The following is a 17349-nucleotide window of genomic DNA, read 5'->3' as shown; positions in this document are numbered from 1 at the left end:
GGCCGAGGCCCCACCGGCGGCGCCGGTCGAGACCCCGCCAGCGCCGCCCGCCACTGCCACCCCGGCCGGCGTACCCGTCGAGGTCGCCCCGGCCGGCGTACCTGCCGAGGGCGACGGCGACGAGGGGACCGCCGGGCCGCGCCGACGTCGGTGGGCCCGCTGGACCCGGCGACGGCAGCACCTGGCGGTCGGCGTGCTGTTCCTGCTCGCCGCGCTCTGGGTGACCAGCCGGATCTGGCTGGACCCGGCCGGGCGGGTGGCGTCGCTCTACACCGGAGACCCGGCTCAGGTGCAGTTCTTCCTCGCCCACTCGGTGCGGGTGGTGCTGCACGGCGAATATCCGTTCTACACCGAGCAGTTCAACTATCCCGACGGCGTCAACCTGATGGCCAACACGGCGGTGCTGGCGCTGGGCATCCCGATGGTGCCGGTGACCCTGCTGTTCGGGCCGGCGGTGTCCTTCGTGGTGCTGGTGACGCTCGGCCTCGCCGGCACCGCGATGGCGTGGTATCTCATGCTCCGCCGCCACGTCGTGCGTACGCCGCTCGCCGCCGCGGCGGGCGGCTGGTTCTGCGGGTTCTCCCCGGCGATGCTCTCGCACGCCAGTTGGCACCCCAACATCATCAGTCAGTTCCTGCTGCCGTTCATCGTCTGGCGGGTGCTGGTGCTCACCCGCTCGCGCCGGCCGGTCCTCGACGGCGCCCTGCTGGCCCTGCTCGTCACCGCCCAGGCGTTCATCAACGAGGAGATCCTGCTCTTCACGGCGCTGGCCTGCGGGATCTTCCTGCTCGCGGTGGTGGCGCAGGAACCGGCCCGCTGGCGGGCGGCGTGGCGACCGCTGGCCGCCGGCCTGGCCGCGTGCGCGCTGCTGGCCGGGGCGCTGCTGGCGTACCCGCTGTACGTGCAGTTCGCCGGGCCGATGGCGTACCACGGGCTCAGCGACGCCGTGCAGGACTACGGCAACGACATCGCCGCCTTCTTCGCCCCCGGCTCGGCCACCCTCGGCGGCAACCAGCGGGCCAACGTCAACCTTGCCCCGAACTACTCCGAGGAGAACGCCTTCTTCGGGTGGAGCCTGTCGCTGCTCGCCGTCGCCGTCGTGGTGTGGCTGCGTCGGGAGATGGTCGTGCGGGCGCTCGCCGCGACCGGTGGCTTCTTCGCCCTGCTCTCCCTCGGCGAGCGGATCTCCTGGTGGGACCGGGAGCTGATCACCGGGCCGTGGGAACTGCTGGTGCACCTGCCCCTGCTGGACGCGGTAGTGCCGACCCGGTTCGGCCTGATCACCACGGTGGTCATCGGTCTGCTGCTCGCGCTCGCCGTCGAGCGGGCCTGGGCGCTGCGCCCGGCCGACCGGCGTACCGTCCGGACGCTCACCGCCGCCGGCCTGGCGTTCGCGCTGCTGCCGATCGCCCCGATGCCGCTGCGGATGGTCTCCCGGCCGCCGGTGCCGGAGTTCATCACCGCCGACCGCTGGCGGGCGTACGTCGGCCCGGACCAGACGCTCGTGCCGATCCCGGTGCCCAGCATGGGCAACACGCACGGCATGCGCTGGGCGGCGGCCACCAACCTCGACTTCAAGATCCCGGGTGGCTACTTCCTCGCCCCCCGCAACGGCAACACCGGTGACCCCGGTCGGTTCGGCGGCCGCCCCAGCGGGGTGGGCCAGCTGCTGGAGGAGGTCGCGACCACCGGCCGGACCCCCAAGCTGGACGACCGGCAGCGTCGGCGCTTCACCGACGAGCTGCGGCACTGGCACGCGGCGATCCTGGTGCTGCCGGTCCGTCAGCAGCACGTCGAACCGTTGCGGCGTACCGTCGAGGAGCTGGTCGGCCCGGGCCGGCAGGAGCTGGACGTCTGGGTGTGGGACGTTCGGACGCTTACCGACCGCTCGGTCTGATGTCCACGGGAACGACGTCGTCGCCGGCGGAGACGGCGGCAGCGACGCTCGGTCCGCCGACCGCGCGCCGACCCCGGCCGGCGTGGCTCCCGGACGCGGTGGTCATCGCCGGCTACCTGGGGCTCGCGGTGCTGCTGACCAGCACCCAGTGGGGCCGCCCCGGCCGGCTGTTCCACCAGGCCGGCGACCAGGTGCTCTTCGAGTGGATGCTGGCCCACGCGGCGCACGCCGTCGTCGCGGGGGAGAACCCGCTCTACAGCAGCGCCCTGAACGCGCCCGACGGCGTCAACCTGATGGCGAACACCTCGGTGCTCGGCCTCGGTGTCCCGCTGGCCCCGGTCACGCTGCTGTTCGGCTCGCAGGCGGCGTTCTGCGTGGCGGTGGTCTGCTGCCTCGCCGGCACCGCCACAGCCTGGTACGCGCTGCTGCGCCGTCGACTGGTCACCGCCCGCTGCGCGGCGGCGCTCGGCGGCCTGGTCTGTGGCTTCGCCCCCGGCATGATCGCCCAGGCCGGGGCGCATCTGCACGTGGCCGCCCAGTTCCTGCCACCGGCGATCCTCGCCCTGGTGTTCCGTCCCGGGTCGGGCCCGCGCGGGGTGTGGCGGCCCGGTGTCGGCCTCGGGCTGCTGCTCGTGTGGCAGGTGTTCATCGGCGAGGAGGTGCTCGTCTTCCTGGCGCTCGCCGCCGGGGTGTTCGCGCTGGGCTACGCCCTCGCCGACCGGGCCGCGGCCCGCCGGCTCGCGCCGGCCCTGCTCGGCCGGCTCGCGGTGGCGGCCGTGGTGGCGGTGACGCTGCTGGCGTACCCCCTGTGGTTCCAGTTCCACGGGCCGCAGCACTACACCGGAATGGCCTTCGCCGCGCACGGCTTCCAGCTCGACGCCGCGTCGTTCACCGCGTCGGCCCGGCAGACCGTGCTCGGTGACGACTGGCTACCGGGGCTGCTCGCACCGAACCCCACCGAGGAGAACTCGTTCTTCGGCCCCGGCCTGCTGGTGCTCGCCGTGGTCACCGTGATCTGGCTGTGGCGACGGCCGCTGGTCCGCGCGCTGGCCGGCTGCGGCATCGTCTTCGCCCTGCTGTCGCTCGGCACCGACCTGCGGGTGGACGGCAACGCCACAGGCATCGCGGGGCCGTACCGGCTGGTCGCGGGGCTGCCGCTGCTCGACCTCGCGGTGCCGGCCCGGTTCGCGCTGGTCTGCGTGCCGGTGCTGGGTGTCCTGGTGGCGCTCTTCGTGGACCGGGTGTGGGCGGCCCGCCGGTCACCGACCGTGCCGGGCCTGCCGGTACGACTGCTGGGGGCGGGCGCGGTGGCCGCCGCGCTGCTGCCCCTGACGCCGACGCCGATCCGGGCGGTGCCGGTCGCGCCGGTGCCGGGGTTCGTCGCCGACGGCGGGTGGCGGCAGCTGGTGCCTCCGGGACGGACCGTGGTGGCGGTGCCCCCGGTGACCGGCGCCGCGCTGAGCCCGGTGATGCTCTGGTCGGCCCGCACCGGCCTGGCGTTCCGCGCCCCGGGCGGGTACTTCATCGGACCGAGCGGCCCGGACGACCCGGCGGCCCGCTGGGGCGCCCCGGACCTACCGACCGCCGCGCTGCTGCGCCGGGTCGCCGAGACCGGCACGGTGCCGGTGCTCACCGAGGCCGACCGCCGTCAGGCCGTCGACGACCTGCGGCACTGGCGGGCCGCCGTGGTGGTGCTCGGCCGGTCGACAAACGACGAACCGGTCCGCGGGACCGTCGAGGAACTGCTCGGCCCCGGCCGCCCGGTCGACGGCGGGTGGGCGTGGGACGTTCGGACGTTGGTCGGCTAGCGCTGATCCACAAGCGCGCGGACGTCCCAGACCCAGACGTCGTCGACGCGCTGCGGCGGCCCGATCAGGGCGGTGACCAGTTCGCGCAGCACCGCCTCGCGCGGGTGGGCGCCGAGCACCACCACCGACGCCCGCCAGAACCGGAGGTCCTCGACGGCCTGGCGGCGGTTCTCGTCGGTGAGGACGGGGACCGCGCCGGCGTCCATCGTGGAGTAGATGAGGCTGCTGGTGGGCCGGTTCGGTGCGCCGAAGACGCCCTCGCCCAGCTCGTTGGGGCCGATGAAGTAGCCGCCCGGGACGGGGAACTCCTGCCCGGTCAGGGCACTCCAGCGCAGCGTGGGCAGACCGTGCACGTTGCTCGGGATCGGCACCGGCACGAGGGTCCGGCCCTGGGGCACGTACGGCCGCCAGCCGCCGGCGGTGATGAAGTGCGGCGGCGGGTCGATCTGCTGGGCGGGCAGCGGCCGGGGAAAGAGCGGCAGCAGGGCGAGGGTGACCGCCGCGTACCCCAGTGGGCGCAGCCACCGGCGTCGCGTCGCGACCGGCGCGGTGACGCCCTGGTCGTCGGACGTCGCCGCCTCTGCGGCGGTCGCCGGCTCTGCGGCGCGCGGGGCCGGCACGCGGGCCGGCGCGGCCACCGGACGGCCGTGGCGGGCCGCGGCGTCCCAGGTCAGCGCCAGCAGTACGCCCACCGCGGCGGCGACCACCAGGGTCAACCGGGTCGGCATCATCATCTCGACCAGGGGCAGGTCGTCCGGCACGTACGACCAGGGGCCGCGCACCCCGGTCTCCACCCCGTCGAAGCGCACCTTTGGCCCGATCGAGGCCACCGTGAAGACCACGATCAGCACCGCGACGATCCGGGCGGCCAGCGAACGGCGCACCAGCAGCACGAGGGCCACCACCGAGAGCAGCACCAGCGGCCAACCGAACCAGGTGTTCTGCTCGGTCATGCCGATCGTCTGCTCGACCGCCGGGTCGCCCGCCCAGGTGTCGCGGGCGAAGGTCACGAAGGCGACCAGGTCCTCGCCCCAGTTGTGGAAGACGCCACCCTGCAACCCGCGGTAGGACTGCGGACCGTTGAACTGGAACCAGATCGGGTACGCCGCCAGCAGCAGGGCCAGCCCACCGGCGACGCCCAGCCCGGCCAGGAACGTCCCGGCCGCGGCGCGCGTCGCCCGTGGCCGCTGCACCGCGTACGCCAGCACGACGACCAGGCAGGCCAGCGCGGTGAGCAGCAGCATCTCCTCGTTGATGAAGATCTGGTAGGTCACCAGCACCCCGAGCACCAGCCCGTTGCGCCGCCACCGGCCCGGCTCGCCCATCCGCAGCACCCGCACCACGATCAACGGCAGCAGGAAGTTGGACACGAAGTTGGGCTGGCCGTTGGCGTGGTGGATGATGCCCGGCGCGAAGCCGAGGAACGCCCCGCCGACGAAGGCCGCCGCCCGGGAGCGCACCAGGTGCCGCGAGAGCATCCAGTAGGCGGTGCCGGCGGTGGCCGCCAGCGCGCCACCCAGGTAGAGCGCGTACGTGACCTGGGGGCCGACCAGCATCGTCAGTGGCGACAGCGGCAGGGTCACCCCGAGCAGCGAGGTGTTGGCCATCATGTTCACCCCGTCCGGGGCGTTCTGCCGGGCCGTGAACAGCGGGTTCTCCAGGTGCCGCACCGAGTACGCGCCGTGCGCGAACAGCCACTCGAACCAGCTGTGGTCGGTGGGCAGGTGCGAGGACACCCGACCGGTCACGTCCCCCCAGTAGTGGAGGCAGACGAAGACGCCCAGCACCACATAGGCTCCGAGGGCCAACAGGTCGGCTCGGGCCGGACGGCGTCGAGGTCGCCGTGTCGGCTCGACCTCGGCCAGTTCGGCGTCGGTCACGGGATTCAACGAGGGGTCTACCACCGGCACAGCCACGACGCGCCATCGTACAGGCGAGGATGCGTCGCTTTTGCCGGGCCGGTACGCCCCCGGCCGGTTTGCCGGGCCCCCGGCCGACCCCGCCGGTGATGGAGGGACCATCTTTGTCGATCATCGAGCTGGGCGAGGTCCGGGACGAGCCCGAATCGCGGCCGACGGTCCGTCGACCGCGCGCCGCCGGCCGCCGGCTGCGCAGCTCGGCGGTGCTGCTGCTGGCCCTCGTCACGCTGGCCGGCGCGACCCCGGTGCGGCAACGGATCGTGACGTCGGTGCCGGCCTCGCCGGGCGCCTCGGTGTACCTCACCGAGGACGCCGTCGTCGTTGTCGACACGTCGACCCCCGTCGGCGACAGGTACCTGACCGCGTACAGCCGTCCCGGGCCGAGGGTCGGGGACACCGTGCGGCGCCGGTGGCGCGCACCGCTGGAACGCAGCGGTGACTTCCTGGCGGTCTGGGCCGACCGCGGGATGCTGCTGGCGGTGGGTGCCAGCACCGCTGACGGGGTGCTGGAGACCACCGCCTTCGACGCCGGGACGGGTCAGCGGCGCTGGCGCCAGCCGGGGATCGCCCAGCGAACGGCCGACGGGGGCCTGCTCCTCGCGAACGACCTGGGCGACGGGCCGGGCACGGTGACCCGGGTGGCGCCCGACACCGGCCGGGTGCTCTGGTCGGTGCCCATCGCGTCCGGCAGCCCCGCTTACCACGGACCGGTCAACCAGGTCGACCAGATCGTGTTCGTCCAGCCGACCGGCGAGCTGCAGGTGTACGACGCCGGCAGCGGCGACCTGGTGGGCAGTGTGGACACGTTGCCCGGCGCCCGGTCGGCGTTCCAGCGGGTGCAGGTGGTGGACGACCTCGTGCTGCTCGTTCCGCCCGGCAGCACCGGGCTGGTCGCCTTCCGGCTGCCCGGACTGGAGCCGGTGTGGACGTCCTCGCTGCCGCTGGTGGCCTGGGCGGTGCCGTGCGCAGATCTGCTCTGCACCGTCCAGCAGACCGGCGCCATCCAGGCCATCGACCCCGCCACCGGCGCCGTTCGCTGGTCGGACCCCGGGCCGGACACATTGGTCGACGTCCGGCGGGACATGCTGCTGGTGACCACGCCCGAGCAGCGGTACGCGGTGCGGGACGCCCGGACCGGACGGGAACGCGCGGAGCTGGGCCGGTGGCAGCTGGTGGACCAGCTGCGCCGCGACGACCCGCTGATCGGCGTACGGCCGACCCCCGACGGCCGGCTCGTCGTCGCCGAGCTGGACCTCACCGCCGGCCGGACGCGACTCCTGGACGTGCTCCCGGGCGTGGTCGGGGGGTGCCAGGTGGCGCTGCCCGTCCTGCTCTGCCGCCGCCTCGACGGCTCGAGCGCCCTGTGGCGGTTGTCCCGGTGAGCGGTCCGGTGATCGACCTCGGGGAGCTGCGGCACGGGCCGGACCCCGACCCGATCCGGCTGCCCCGCCCGCCGCTGGCGCGGCAACGGCCCCTGCGCTGCGCGCTGGTTCTGCTGCTGGTGCTCGCCGGCCTCGCCGGTTCGGGGCCGTTCAACAGGCGCGAGGTGCTGACGCTGCCGGCAGAGCTCGGCGCCGAGGCGCTGGTCACCGACGACCTCTTCGTCCTCGTCGAGCCGCTCGGCGGGACGGGGCAGCGGCGGCTCACCGCGACCCGGCTGCCCGACGGCGAGCCGGCGTGGCAGGTGCCGTTGCCGACCGAGGGCCGGTACTGGGGGGTCGCGCAGCAGGGCGAGACGCTGCTGGTCACCGGCCACGAGGTCGGCCCGGACAATCAGGGGACGCTCACGATCGCGCTGGACCGCCGGACCGGAACGTACCGCTGGCAGCAGCCCGGCAACGCCGCCGCGCTTCCCGACGGCAACCTCCTCATGTGGTCCACCGCCGGTGACGAGCAGGGGGACACCCTGCGCGGGGTCGACCTGTGCTGCGGGACGGTGCGCTGGCAGCTGCCGATCAGCCCCGGCGGCATGTTCGTCCTCCGCGACGGCGAGCACGGGGTGGACCGCCTGCTCGTCGTCCGCCTGCGCGGGTCGACCGAGGTCCGCGACCCGACCACCGGCGCGGTGCTGGCCCGCGCTGACCTCGACGCCGGCGGGGGTGCGTCCGGCGTGTCGGTGCAACTGGCGGACGACCTGCTGCTCACCATCGGTGGCGCGACGGCCACGACCACCGCGTACGGGCTCGGCGACCTGCGCCAGCGGTGGCGCGTGCCTGCCGGCGAGGCGCTGTACGCGTCGGACTGCGGCGTCGTCATCTGCGTGCAGACCCGCTCCGGCGGGCTGCGGGCGCTCGACGCCGCCACCGGTCGGGACCTCTGGGCGAGCGACCGCTGGGGGTGGGTCTGGCCCTACGCCGGTCGGCTGGTGGCCACCACGGTGAGCAGCGCCGGGCCGGGTGCGGAGGAGATCGTCGTGCTCGACCCACCGACCGGCCGGGTGCTGGCCGAGCTGGGTCGGTGGGAGCTGGCGCGGTTCGCCCGCGGCGGCCCGCTGATCGGCGTACGCCGCCATCCCGACGGGGGTCTGCTCGTCGCCGAGCTGGACGTCACAGGTGGCCAGGCACGGACGCTCGACGTGTTGCGGGACGCGACCGGGGACTGTCAGGCCCTCACCGGACGGCTGCTCTGCCGGCGGCGCGACAACGCGTACGGGCTGTGGCGGTTGCCCCGCTGACCACCGGCTAGGTCGGTCCGGGCGGCGAGGGAGGATTGTTGCCCGCCGGCACTAGGTTGTCGGTGGTCAGCAGCGAGGAGGCCGGGATGCGGGTACTGGTGGTGGAGGACGAACGCAACCTCGCCGACGCGATCGCGCGCGGGTTGCGCAAGCGGGGCATGGCGGTGGACGTGGCGTACGACGGCGACGCCGGCCACGAGGCGGCGTTCGTCACCCGGTACGACGTGGTGGTGCTCGACCGCGACCTGCCCGGCGTGCACGGCGACCAGATCTGCGCCGACCTCGCCGCCTCCGGGGCGCTGACCCGGGTGCTGATGCTGACCGCGAGCGGCACCGTGGCCGACCGGGTGGAGGGGTTGCAGCTCGGGGCGGACGACTACCTGCCCAAGCCGTTCGCGTTCGACGAGTTGGTCGCCCGGGTGCAGGCGCTGGGTCGGCGGGCCACCCCGGCCGCGCCGCCGGTTCTCGAACTGGCGGACCTGGTGCTCGATCCGGCCCGTCGGGTCGCGACCCGCGCCGGTGTGCCGATGGACCTGACGAACAAGGAGTTCGGCGTGCTCAGTGAGCTGCTCAAGGCCCGGGGCGCGGTGGTGTCCAGCGAGGAGTTGTTGGAGCGGGTGTGGGACGCCAACACCGACCCGTTCACCACCATCGTCCGGGTGACGGTCATGACGCTGCGCCGCAAGCTCGGCGACCCGCCGTTGATCGAGACGGTGGTGGGGGCGGGTTACCGCACGGCCGAGGTCCTGCCGTGAGCCGGCCGGGGCGGTTGCGACCCACCCTGCGGCTGCGGCTGACGCTGCTCAACGGGGTGCTGCTGGTCGGCGCTGGCGCGATCCTGGTGCTGCTGGCCTGGCTGCTGGTCCGGGACGCGCTGCGGCCCACCGACGAGCTGCTGCCCGGCACGACGGTGGTGCTCTCCGACGGTGGGCGGATGGACGCCGCCCAGTGGCAGCGGGAGCTGGTCGACGCCGCCTCCGGGGAGCTGCTGGCCAAGGGCCTGGTCGCGCTGTTGGCGATCAGCGTGGTCGGGGTGGCCGGCGCATACGCCGTGGCCGGCCGGGCGCTGCGGCCCCTGCACCAGGTCACCGCGACCGCACAGCGACTCGGTGAGGCGACGCTGGACCAGCGGATCGGCTACTCGGGCGCCGACGACGAGGTCGCCGAGCTGGCCAAGACGTTCGACGCGATGCTGGACCGGATCGCGTCCGCGTTCGAGGCGCAGAAACGCTTCGTGGCCAACGCCTCGCACGAGCTGCGGACCCCGCTCGCCGTCATGCGGACCGAGATCGACGTGACGCTCAGCGACGACGACGCGGACGCCGCCGAGTACCGCCGGATGGCGACAGTCGTCCGGGACGCCTCGGAGCGGGCGAACAGCCTGGTGGACGCCCTGCTGGTGCTGGCCCGTAGCGAGGCGCAGGCCGGGCGGCGCCTCGGCCGGCGCACCGAGTGCGACCTCGCGACGGGCACCGCCAACGCGCTCTCCGCGATGCGCCGCGAGGTCGAGCGGATCGGCCTGCGTGTGCAGACGTCGCTGGAATCCGCGCCGGTGGTCGGCGATCCGGGTCTGCTCGACCGGCTGGCCGGCAACCTGATCGAGAACGCCGTCCGCTACAACCATCTGCACGGTCGGCTCTGGGTGCGTACCGGCACCGACGGCGACCGCTCGTGGCTGGTCGTGGGCAACACCGGGTTCGAGGTCGACCAGGCCGACGTGCCCGGGCTGTTCGAGCCGTTCCGGCGCGGCGGCCGGGAACGCACCGGGGCGCGCGGCTCCGGCCTGGGCCTGTCCATCGTCCGGGCGGTCTGCCAGGCGCACGGCGGCACCGTCCGGGTGATCGCCCAGCCCGGCGGCGGCCTGGAGGTGACCGTCACCCTGCCGACCGCGGACGCCCCGGCGGTGACCGGCCCGGTGCCCGCTGCCGGCTGAGCGGTCGGCGCGGCCGCGAGGGTTGCGGACGGCGCTCGCCCGATGGCACGATCACCCACGTCAGCTCGAGAGCGAAAGGGGGTGCGTCGATGTCTACAATTCAGGGCTCCGCACCCCGGGTCTTCGCCGGCTGACCCCGGGCAGCGGAGCGTCCCCATCCGAGCGTGGAGGGACCACCCGTGTATCCACGGATCCGCAACATCAGTTTCGACTGCCACGACACGTACTCCCTGGCCGGCCTCTGGTCGGCGGTGCTCGGCTACGCCCGGCACGGCGAGGACGCCCCGGGTGATCCGGAGGCGGTCCTGCTGCCGCCGGACGAGGCCACCCCGAACCTGTTCTTCCAGGCGGTGCCCGACGACAAGGTGACCAAGAACCGGCAGCACATCTGCCTGGAACCTGTCGACCGGACCCGCGACGAGGAGATCGAGCGGGTGCTCGGCCTCGGCGCCACGATGGTCGCCGACCGTCGGCATGCCGACGGCACGGGCTGGGCGGTGCTCGCCGACCCGGAGGGCAACGAGTTCTGCGTGCTGCGCAGCGCCAGGGAACGTGTCGTCACCACCACTTCGGAGGACCAACAGTGAGTTCGACGATCCACAACATCAGCTTCGACTGTCGCGACACGTACGCCCTGGCCGGCTTCTGGTCGCAGGTCTTCGACTGCCCCCGGCAGCCCGACGACTTCCCGGGCGACCCGGAGGCGATGCTGCTGCCGCCGGGCGGGCCGGAGGTGCTGTTCATCGCCGTGCCCGAGGGCAAGGCGGTGAAGAATCGACTGCACCTGGACCTGGAGCCGGCCGACCGGTCGCGGGCCGACGAGGTCGAGCGGCTGCTCGGCATCGGCGCGGTGCACGTCGCCGACCAGATCCGCCCGGACGGCTCGGGCTGGGTGGTGCTCGCCGACCCGGAGGGCAACGAGTTCTGCGTGCTACGCAGCGCGGCCGAGCGGGCCGCGTCACCGGCTGTCGTCGCGGCGACGGGTGACGCCGAACCGGTCTCCTGAGCGATCGGTGCGTACGGCAGGGGCCCCGGTCACCCTGAGGTGGCCGGGGCCCCGGTCGTGCACGGGTCAGGAGCGCTGCTCGATCTGACCCCGGATGGTGACGAACTCGGCAGTCGTCTCCTCGGCCGACTTGAAGTACATGACCACCAGGCCCACGCTGCCCCGGTCGGCCCAGACGCAGACGCCGAGCGGCACACCCTCGGTCTTGCCGTCGCCGCAGCGCGCGTCACCGCCCAGCGGGCCCGCCTCGACCACCGCCATGTTGGTCACCGACAGCTCGCTGGAGAGCCCGGTGACGGCCTCGTCCAGTTCCTTCTTCGGGTCGGCCATCACGCCGGACACCGCCGTGACCATGATCAGGTCCTGCTTGGCCGGGTCACCGTAGAACGCGCCGATCGTGCTGGTCTCGTTCTGCACCTCGGCCTTCATCGAGGTGACCATCTGGTCGGCGACCGACTGCAACTGCGGGTCGGTGTTCTTCGCCCGGCCGGCGAGGGTGGCCGGCGCGACCACCCGGGTCTTGGTGGCGTCGACGACGTCGCCCACCTCGTCCTTGACCGCGAACCAGGTGATCGCCGCGCCGCCGAGGCAGAGTACGAGCACCACGGCCAGCACGATCAGGATGATCTTGCCGACGTTCGACTTCTTCGCCGGCGGCGGGCCGCCGAACTGGTTCGGGTCGCCGTACGGCTGGCCCGGCTGAGCCGGCCCGAAGCCCTGCTGCGGCGGCGGCCAACCGCCGGGCTGCTGCGGCTGGCCCGGCTGCTGCGGCACGGCCGGCTGGCCCGGCTGCTGCGGCGGGTGGGGGGAATCGTGCGGCGGGCCGAAGGGGTTGGCCGGCGGCTGGGACATCAGTCAGCTCCAGGATGGGTGTGCAAAGCGCGTGATCGTAACCCGGCGACCGCCCCGGCGTTGCCTCAGCCCAGGCGCGGCACACGCCGTGGCCGGCCACCAACGAGCGCGGTGGCCGGCCCGGTCCACGAGGGACGGTCCGGCCACCGCGACGGTGGTGCTGGGGACGTGTCAGGCGGGCAGGCTCGCCGCTCCGAGCGGCAGGAACCGCCGGCCGGTGACCCGCTCGCTGGTGCCGGTCCGGTCCAGGTACGGCGTGACGCCGCCCAGGTGGAACGGCCAACCGGCGCCCAGGATCATGCACAGGTCGATGTCCTGCGCCTCGGCGACCACGCCCTCGTCCAGCATCAGCCGGATCTCCTGCGCGAGCGCGTCGAGCGCGTTCTGGCGTACCTGCTCGGCGGTCAGCGGCTGGTCACCGACCACGAGCAGCTTGGCCACCTCGTCGTTCACCTGGTCGTCGACCACGATCGGCTGGCCCGAGTCGGCGATCCGCTTGAGGTTCTCGCTGACCCCGAACCGGTCCGGGAACGCGGCGTGCAGGGTGCCGCCCACGTGGTACGCCACTGCCGGCCCGACCAGCTGAAGCAGGGCGAGCGGGCGCATCGGCAGGCCCAGCGGGTCCAGTGCGCTGTTCGCCACGTCCAGCGGCGTGCCGGCGTCCACGGCGGCGAAGACGGTGCCCAGGAAGCGGGTGAGCAGCCGGTTCACCACGAACGCCGGGGCGTCGGAGACCAGCACGCTCGACTTCTTGAGCTGCTTGCCGACCGCGAACGCGGTGGCGAGGGTGGCGTCGTCGGTCCGCTCGCCCCGGACGATCTCCAGCAGCGGCAGCACGGCCACCGGGTTGAAGAAGTGGAAGCCGACCACCCGCTCCGGGTGCTCCAGCTCCGCGGCCATCTCGGTGATGGACAGCGAGCTGGTGTTGGTGGCGAGCACCGCCTCCGGGGAGACGATCTTCTCCAGCTCGGCCCAGACCTGCTTCTTGACGCCCAGGTCCTCGAAGACCGCCTCGATGACGAAGTCGGCGTCCGCGAAGGCGCCCTTGTCGACAGTGCCGCTGACCAGGCCGTACAGCTTGGCGGCCGTGCCCTTGTCCATCCGGCCCTTGGTGACGGCCTTCTCGATCTGGGTGTGGACGTAGCCGACGCCCTTGTCCACCCGGGCCTGGTCCAGGTCGCTCATGACGACCGGCACCTGGAGGCGGCGGGCGAACAGCAGCGCCAGCTGGCTGGCCATCAGGCCGGCGCCGACGATGCCGACCTTGGTGACCGGGCGGGCCAGGCCCTTGTCCGGTGCGCCGGCCGGCCGCTTGGCCCGCCGCTGCACCAGGTCGAACGCGTACAGGCCGCTGCGCAGCTCCTCGGAGAAGACCAGGTCAGCGAGGGCCTCGTCCTCGGCGGCGGTGCCGGCGGCGAAGTCGCCGTCCTTCGCCGTCTCCAGCAGGTCCAGGGCCTTGTACGCGGCCGGAACCGCGCCGTGCAGCCGCTGGTTCAGCGTCTCCCGGGCGAAGTAGAGCACGCCCGCCCACATGTCCTTGTCGACCTCGGGCCGGGTCACGGTGACCTGACCCCGCACCACACCGGCGGCCCATTCCAGGGACCGCTCCAGGAAGTCGGCCGGCTCCAGCAGCACGTCCGCGATGCCCATCTCGGCAGCCTGCTTCGGCTTGAGCATCTTGTTCTGCATGAGCGGGTTCTGGATGATCACCTGGGTGGCGGCGGGGATGCCGATCAGGTTCGGCAGCAGTTGCGTGCCGCCCCAGCCGGGCACCAGACCGAGGGAGACCTCGGGCAGGGCGAGCGCCGCCGCACCGCCGGACAGCGCCCGGTAGTGGCAGTGCAGCGCCAACTCCAGGCCGCCGCCCATTGCCGCGCCGTTGACGAACGCGAACGTGGGGACGCTGCTGTCCTTGAGCCGGGCGAAGACCCGGTGGCCGAGCCGGCCGATCTCCAGCGCCTGCGCGCGGTCGGCGAGCTGCGGCAGGCCGACGATGTCCGCGCCCACACAGAAGATGTACGGCTTGCCGGTGACCGCGATGAACGCCGGGTCGGCGGCGAGCGCGGCCGTGATGGCCTCGTCCAGGCTGGTCAGACCGGCCGGGCCGAAGGTGTTCGGCTTGGTGTGGTCGAAGCCGTTGTCCAGGGTGATCAGGGCGGCGGGACGGTCCAGCCCCGGCACGGTCACCGAGCGCAGCAGCGCCCTGGTGACGACCTCGTTCGGCGCCTTCACTTGTCGCCCTCCGTCCAGTGCGGGTTCTCCCAGATGACCGTGCCGCCCATGCCGATGCCGATGCACATCGCGGTGACGCCGTAGCGGACCTCGGGGTGCTCGGCGAACTGGCGGGCCAGCTGCGTCATCAGCCGTACGCCGGACGAGGCGAGGGGGTGGCCGATGGCGATGGCGCCACCCCACGGGTTGACCCGCGGGTCGTCGTCGGCGATGCCGAAGTGGTCGAGGAACGCGAGCACCTGCACGGCGAACGCCTCGTTCAGCTCGAACAGGCCGATGTCGTCGATCGTCAGGCCGGCGAGGCGCAGGGCCTTCTCCGTCGACGGGATCGGGCCGACGCCCATCACCTCGGGCTCCACGCCGACGAAGCCGAACGACACCAGCCGCATGGCGATCGGCAGGCCCAGCTCGCGGGCGGTGGCCTCGTCGGCGAGCAGGCTCGCGGTGGCGCCGTCGTTCAGGCCCGCCGCGTTGCCCGCGGTGACCTTCCCGTGCGGGCGGAACGGGGTCTTCAGGGTGGCCAGCTTCTCCAGCGACGTGTCGCGGGGAGCCTCGTCCACGCCGGCCAGACCCCAGCCGCCCTCGGCGTCGCGGATGGCCACCGACACCAGGTCGTCCTGGAGCTTGCCGTTGGCGTACGCCTTCGCCGTCTTCTGCTGCGAGGCAAGCGCGAACGCGTCGGTGCGCTCCTTGGTGATGTGCGGGACGAGGTCGTGCAGGTTCTCCGCGGTGGCGCCCATGACCAGCGCCGACGGGTCCACCAGCTTCTCCGCGATGATGCGCGGGTTGGGGTCGACGCCCTCACCCATCGGGTGGCGGCCCATGTGCTCGACGCCACCGGCGATGGCGACGTCGTACGCGCCCATGGCGATGCCGCTCGCGACAGTGGTCACGGCGGTCATCGCGCCGGCGCACATCCGGTCGATGGCGAAGCCGGGAACGGTCTTGGGCAGACCGGCCAGCAGCGCGGCGGTGCGGCCGATGGTGAGGCCCTGGTCACCGATCTGGGTGGTGGCCGCGATGGCGACCTCCTCGACCCGCTCCGGCGGCAGCTGCGGGTTGCGGCGCAGCAGTTCACGGATGCAGCGGATCACCAGGTCGTCGGCGCGGGTGTTGGCGTACATGCCACCCGCCTTGCCGAACGGGGTACGGACGCCGTCGACGAAGACGACATCCCGAACTTCACGGGGCACTTGAGCCTCCTAGCCGAACGGGCACGTTACCCCGGATGCTACTCGCCAGTAACCAACCTGCCGCCCGCCCCCCGCTGTGGCACACCCCACACCGGGAGGCGGGGACGGGTCAGGGGATGGGGTTGGGGGACAGGGCCCGGGTCAGCTCGGCGGTCAGCAGGGCGATCTGCCACTCGCGGGCGTTGAAGCCGCGCAGGGTCTCCGCCACCGCGTCCTCGGTGACCTCCTCCGGCGGGCTCCACGCCAGACGGCGTACCGAATCCGGGGTGATCAGATTTTCCGGGGGCAGGTTGTGCTCGCCCGCGATGCGGACCACCACCTCCCGGCAGCGGGCCAGCCGACCCGCCGCCACCGGGTCCCGCTCGGCCCACCGGTGCGGCGGTGGTGGGCCCTCCACCGCCGGGGTGACCGGAAGCGCGTCGTCCGGCAGTTCCCGGGCGACGTCCAGCGCGGCCAGCCAGGTGCGGGCCAGCCGACGGACCGACCGGCCGCCGAAGCCGGGCAGCGTCAGCAGCGTCTTCTCGTCCTTCGGGTCCAGCTCGGCGGCGGCGACGATGGCCGAGTCGGGCAGCACCCGGCCGGGCGCGGCGTCCCGCCGGGCCGCGATCTGGTCCCGGGCGTACCACAACGAGCGGACCCGGGCCTGGGCCCGCGCCCCGCGCACCCGATGGATGCCCGACGTGCGCCGCCAGGGTTCCGCGCGGACCCGGGGCGGCCGCGCGCCCGTCCGGACCAGGGCGGCGAACTCCTCGGCGGCCCAGGCCGACTTGCCCTGCCGGGCCAGCTCGGCGTCGAGCGCGTCCCGGAGGTCGGTGAGCATCTCCACGTCGAGCGCCGCGTAGGTCAGCCACGACTCGGGCAACGGCCGACTCGACCAGTCGGCCGCCGAGTGATGCTTCTCCAGGGTGAATCCGAGTAGCTGCTCGGTCAGCGCGGCCAGGCCGACCCGCTCGAACCCGGCCAGCCGAGCGGCCAGTTCCGTGTCGAACAACCGGCGTGGACGCAGCCCCACCTCGGCCAGGCACGGCAGATCCTGACTGGCCGCGTGGAGCACCCACTCGGCCTCGCCGATCACCGCGTCCAGCGCGCTGAGGTCGGGCAGCGGCAGCGGGTCGATCAGCACGGTGCCGGCGCCCTCGCGGCGCAGCTGCACCAGGTACGCGCGTTGGCTGTAGCGGTAGCCCGAAGCGCGCTCGGCGTCCAGGGCAACCGGGCCGGTGCCCGCCGCGAACCGGGCCACGACCTCGGCGAGCTCGGCCTGTGTGGTCACCGGATCAGGGGTGCCGTCGCGGGGGGCGGTCAGCGGAACGGGCCCACCGTCGGTCGGGTCGGGCCCCTCGCCCGCCGGCTGCGGCTGGGCCGACGGCGGGTGCTGGGGTGCGTGTCCCGGGAGTTCTTCGGTGGGCCGACGGCGCAGGGGTGGTTCGTCGGTCACCTGCCAACCCTAGTGCGCGCCGTGATCCGGCGTGTGCAGCCGGTCCGGCGTGTGTCGGTCAGGTGTCCGCAAGGTGTCCTTTCGGATGCCGGACATCGGGGGAGACAAAGCCCTTTCGCGCAGGTACGGTCCATCGAGCCGCCGGCCCCCGTTCGGGTGATCCTGGGCCGTGGCCGCAAGCGCACGACCACGGGGAAGGGCAAGACGATCATGACGGCTGGCTTCGGTGCGGGGGACGCACGGCCAACGGGCGCCGAGCCTGACGACGTGAGCGGGCGGGCGGCCGAACGGCCGGGCCCCCTGCCGCCGCGCATCGAACCGCACCCGGAGGTCGGCGCCCCCTGGCACGGTGCCCCGGGCCCCGGTGGCGAGCCCACCGCCGCCGTCCCGGCGCCCCGCG

At 73.6% G+C, this 17349-nt stretch carries 13 protein-coding genes; 8 read left to right on the top strand and 5 right to left on the bottom strand.

What is annotated here, in order from left to right; genetic code table 11:
• The coding region (locus tag B0E54_RS30175) for a hypothetical protein (protein WP_374109333.1) at positions 1-1897 on the top strand (1897 nt) is incomplete at its 5' end.
• On the top strand, positions 1897-3705 hold the full coding sequence (locus B0E54_RS30170; RefSeq protein ID WP_234590820.1) for a hypothetical protein: 1809 nt from the start codon (positions 1897-1899) through the stop codon (positions 3703-3705). The genes B0E54_RS30175 and B0E54_RS30170, both read left to right, overlap by 1 nt.
• Here B0E54_RS30170 and B0E54_RS30165 read toward each other — a convergent pair.
• Positions 3702-5615, bottom strand: a complete 1914-nt coding sequence (locus B0E54_RS30165) for a hypothetical protein (RefSeq protein WP_234590824.1) — start codon at positions 5613-5615, stop codon at positions 3702-3704. The genes B0E54_RS30170 and B0E54_RS30165 overlap by 4 nt on opposite strands.
• Positions 5616-5713: 98 nt before the next feature.
• On the opposite strand from B0E54_RS30165, the gene B0E54_RS30160 reads away from it, so the two are divergent.
• The 6 genes from B0E54_RS30160 to B0E54_RS30135 all read left to right on the top strand — a co-directional run bounded on the left by B0E54_RS30160 (position 5714) and on the right by B0E54_RS30135 (position 11237).
• On the top strand, positions 5714-7006 hold the full coding sequence (locus B0E54_RS30160) for a PQQ-binding-like beta-propeller repeat protein (RefSeq protein WP_234590818.1): 1293 nt from the start codon (positions 5714-5716) through the stop codon (positions 7004-7006).
• Positions 7003-8298, top strand: coding sequence for a PQQ-binding-like beta-propeller repeat protein (locus B0E54_RS30155; protein ID WP_234590815.1), 1296 nt, complete (start codon positions 7003-7005; stop codon positions 8296-8298). Before B0E54_RS30160 ends, B0E54_RS30155 begins: the two co-directional genes overlap by 4 nt.
• A gap of 86 nt (positions 8299-8384) precedes the next feature.
• Positions 8385-9053: a response regulator transcription factor gene (locus B0E54_RS30150; RefSeq protein WP_039907546.1), complete on the top strand. Its 669-nt coding sequence runs from the start codon at positions 8385-8387 to the stop codon at positions 9051-9053.
• Positions 9050-10231 carry a cell wall metabolism sensor histidine kinase WalK gene (locus B0E54_RS30145; protein ID WP_234590812.1) on the top strand — a complete coding sequence of 394 codons (1182 nt, stop codon included), beginning with the start codon at positions 9050-9052 and terminating at the stop codon, positions 10229-10231. The genes B0E54_RS30150 and B0E54_RS30145 overlap by 4 nt, the downstream gene beginning before the upstream one ends.
• Positions 10232-10410: 179 nt before the next feature.
• On the top strand, positions 10411-10818 hold the full coding sequence (locus B0E54_RS30140) for a VOC family protein (RefSeq protein ID WP_234590810.1): 408 nt from the start codon (positions 10411-10413) through the stop codon (positions 10816-10818).
• On the top strand, positions 10815-11237 hold the full coding sequence (locus B0E54_RS30135; protein ID WP_234590807.1) for a VOC family protein: 423 nt from the start codon (positions 10815-10817) through the stop codon (positions 11235-11237). Before B0E54_RS30140 ends, B0E54_RS30135 begins: the two co-directional genes overlap by 4 nt.
• 66 nt (positions 11238-11303) lie before the next feature.
• Here the strand turns inward: B0E54_RS30135 and B0E54_RS30130 are convergent, their stop codons facing one another.
• The 4 genes from B0E54_RS30130 to B0E54_RS30115 all read right to left on the bottom strand — a co-directional run bounded on the left by B0E54_RS30130 (position 11304) and on the right by B0E54_RS30115 (position 16949).
• Positions 11304-12089, bottom strand: a complete 786-nt coding sequence (locus B0E54_RS30130) for a hypothetical protein (RefSeq protein ID WP_234590805.1) — start codon at positions 12087-12089, stop codon at positions 11304-11306.
• Between the two features lie 171 nt (positions 12090-12260).
• Positions 12261-14321 (bottom strand): 3-hydroxyacyl-CoA dehydrogenase NAD-binding domain-containing protein, encoded by a 2061-nt coding sequence (locus tag B0E54_RS30125; RefSeq protein ID WP_234590803.1) that lies wholly within the window; start codon positions 14319-14321, stop codon positions 12261-12263.
• Entirely contained in the window at positions 14318-15514 is a 1197-nt protein-coding gene (locus B0E54_RS30120) for a thiolase family protein (RefSeq protein WP_234590801.1), read from the bottom strand. Before B0E54_RS30120 ends, B0E54_RS30125 begins: the two co-directional genes overlap by 4 nt.
• A 109-nt stretch (positions 15515-15623) precedes the next feature.
• Positions 15624-16949 carry a ribonuclease D gene (locus B0E54_RS30115; protein WP_234590800.1) on the bottom strand — a complete coding sequence of 442 codons (1326 nt, stop codon included), beginning with the start codon at positions 16947-16949 and terminating at the stop codon, positions 15624-15626.
• Positions 16950-17349: the final 400 nt, after the last annotated feature.

The sequence above is a fragment of the Micromonospora sp. MH99 genome, assembly GCF_021442385.1.
Taxonomy (GTDB): domain Bacteria; phylum Actinomycetota; class Actinomycetes; order Mycobacteriales; family Micromonosporaceae; genus Micromonospora.
The sequence above is the reverse complement of the archived record's forward strand: the minus strand, read 5'-3'. Positions and strand labels throughout refer to the sequence as shown.

Coding starts and splice junctions, on each gene's coding strand:
- B0E54_RS30130 (WP_234590805.1), bottom strand. CDS start 12,089: ATGTCCCAGCCGCCGGCCAACCCCTTCGGCCCGCCGCACGATTCCCCC.
- B0E54_RS30170 (WP_234590820.1), top strand. CDS start 1,897: ATGTCCACGGGAACGACGTCGTCGCCGGCGGAGACGGCGGCAGCGACG.
- B0E54_RS30160 (WP_234590818.1), top strand. CDS start 5,714: ATGGAGGGACCATCTTTGTCGATCATCGAGCTGGGCGAGGTCCGGGAC.
- B0E54_RS30150 (WP_039907546.1), top strand. CDS start 8,385: ATGCGGGTACTGGTGGTGGAGGACGAACGCAACCTCGCCGACGCGATC.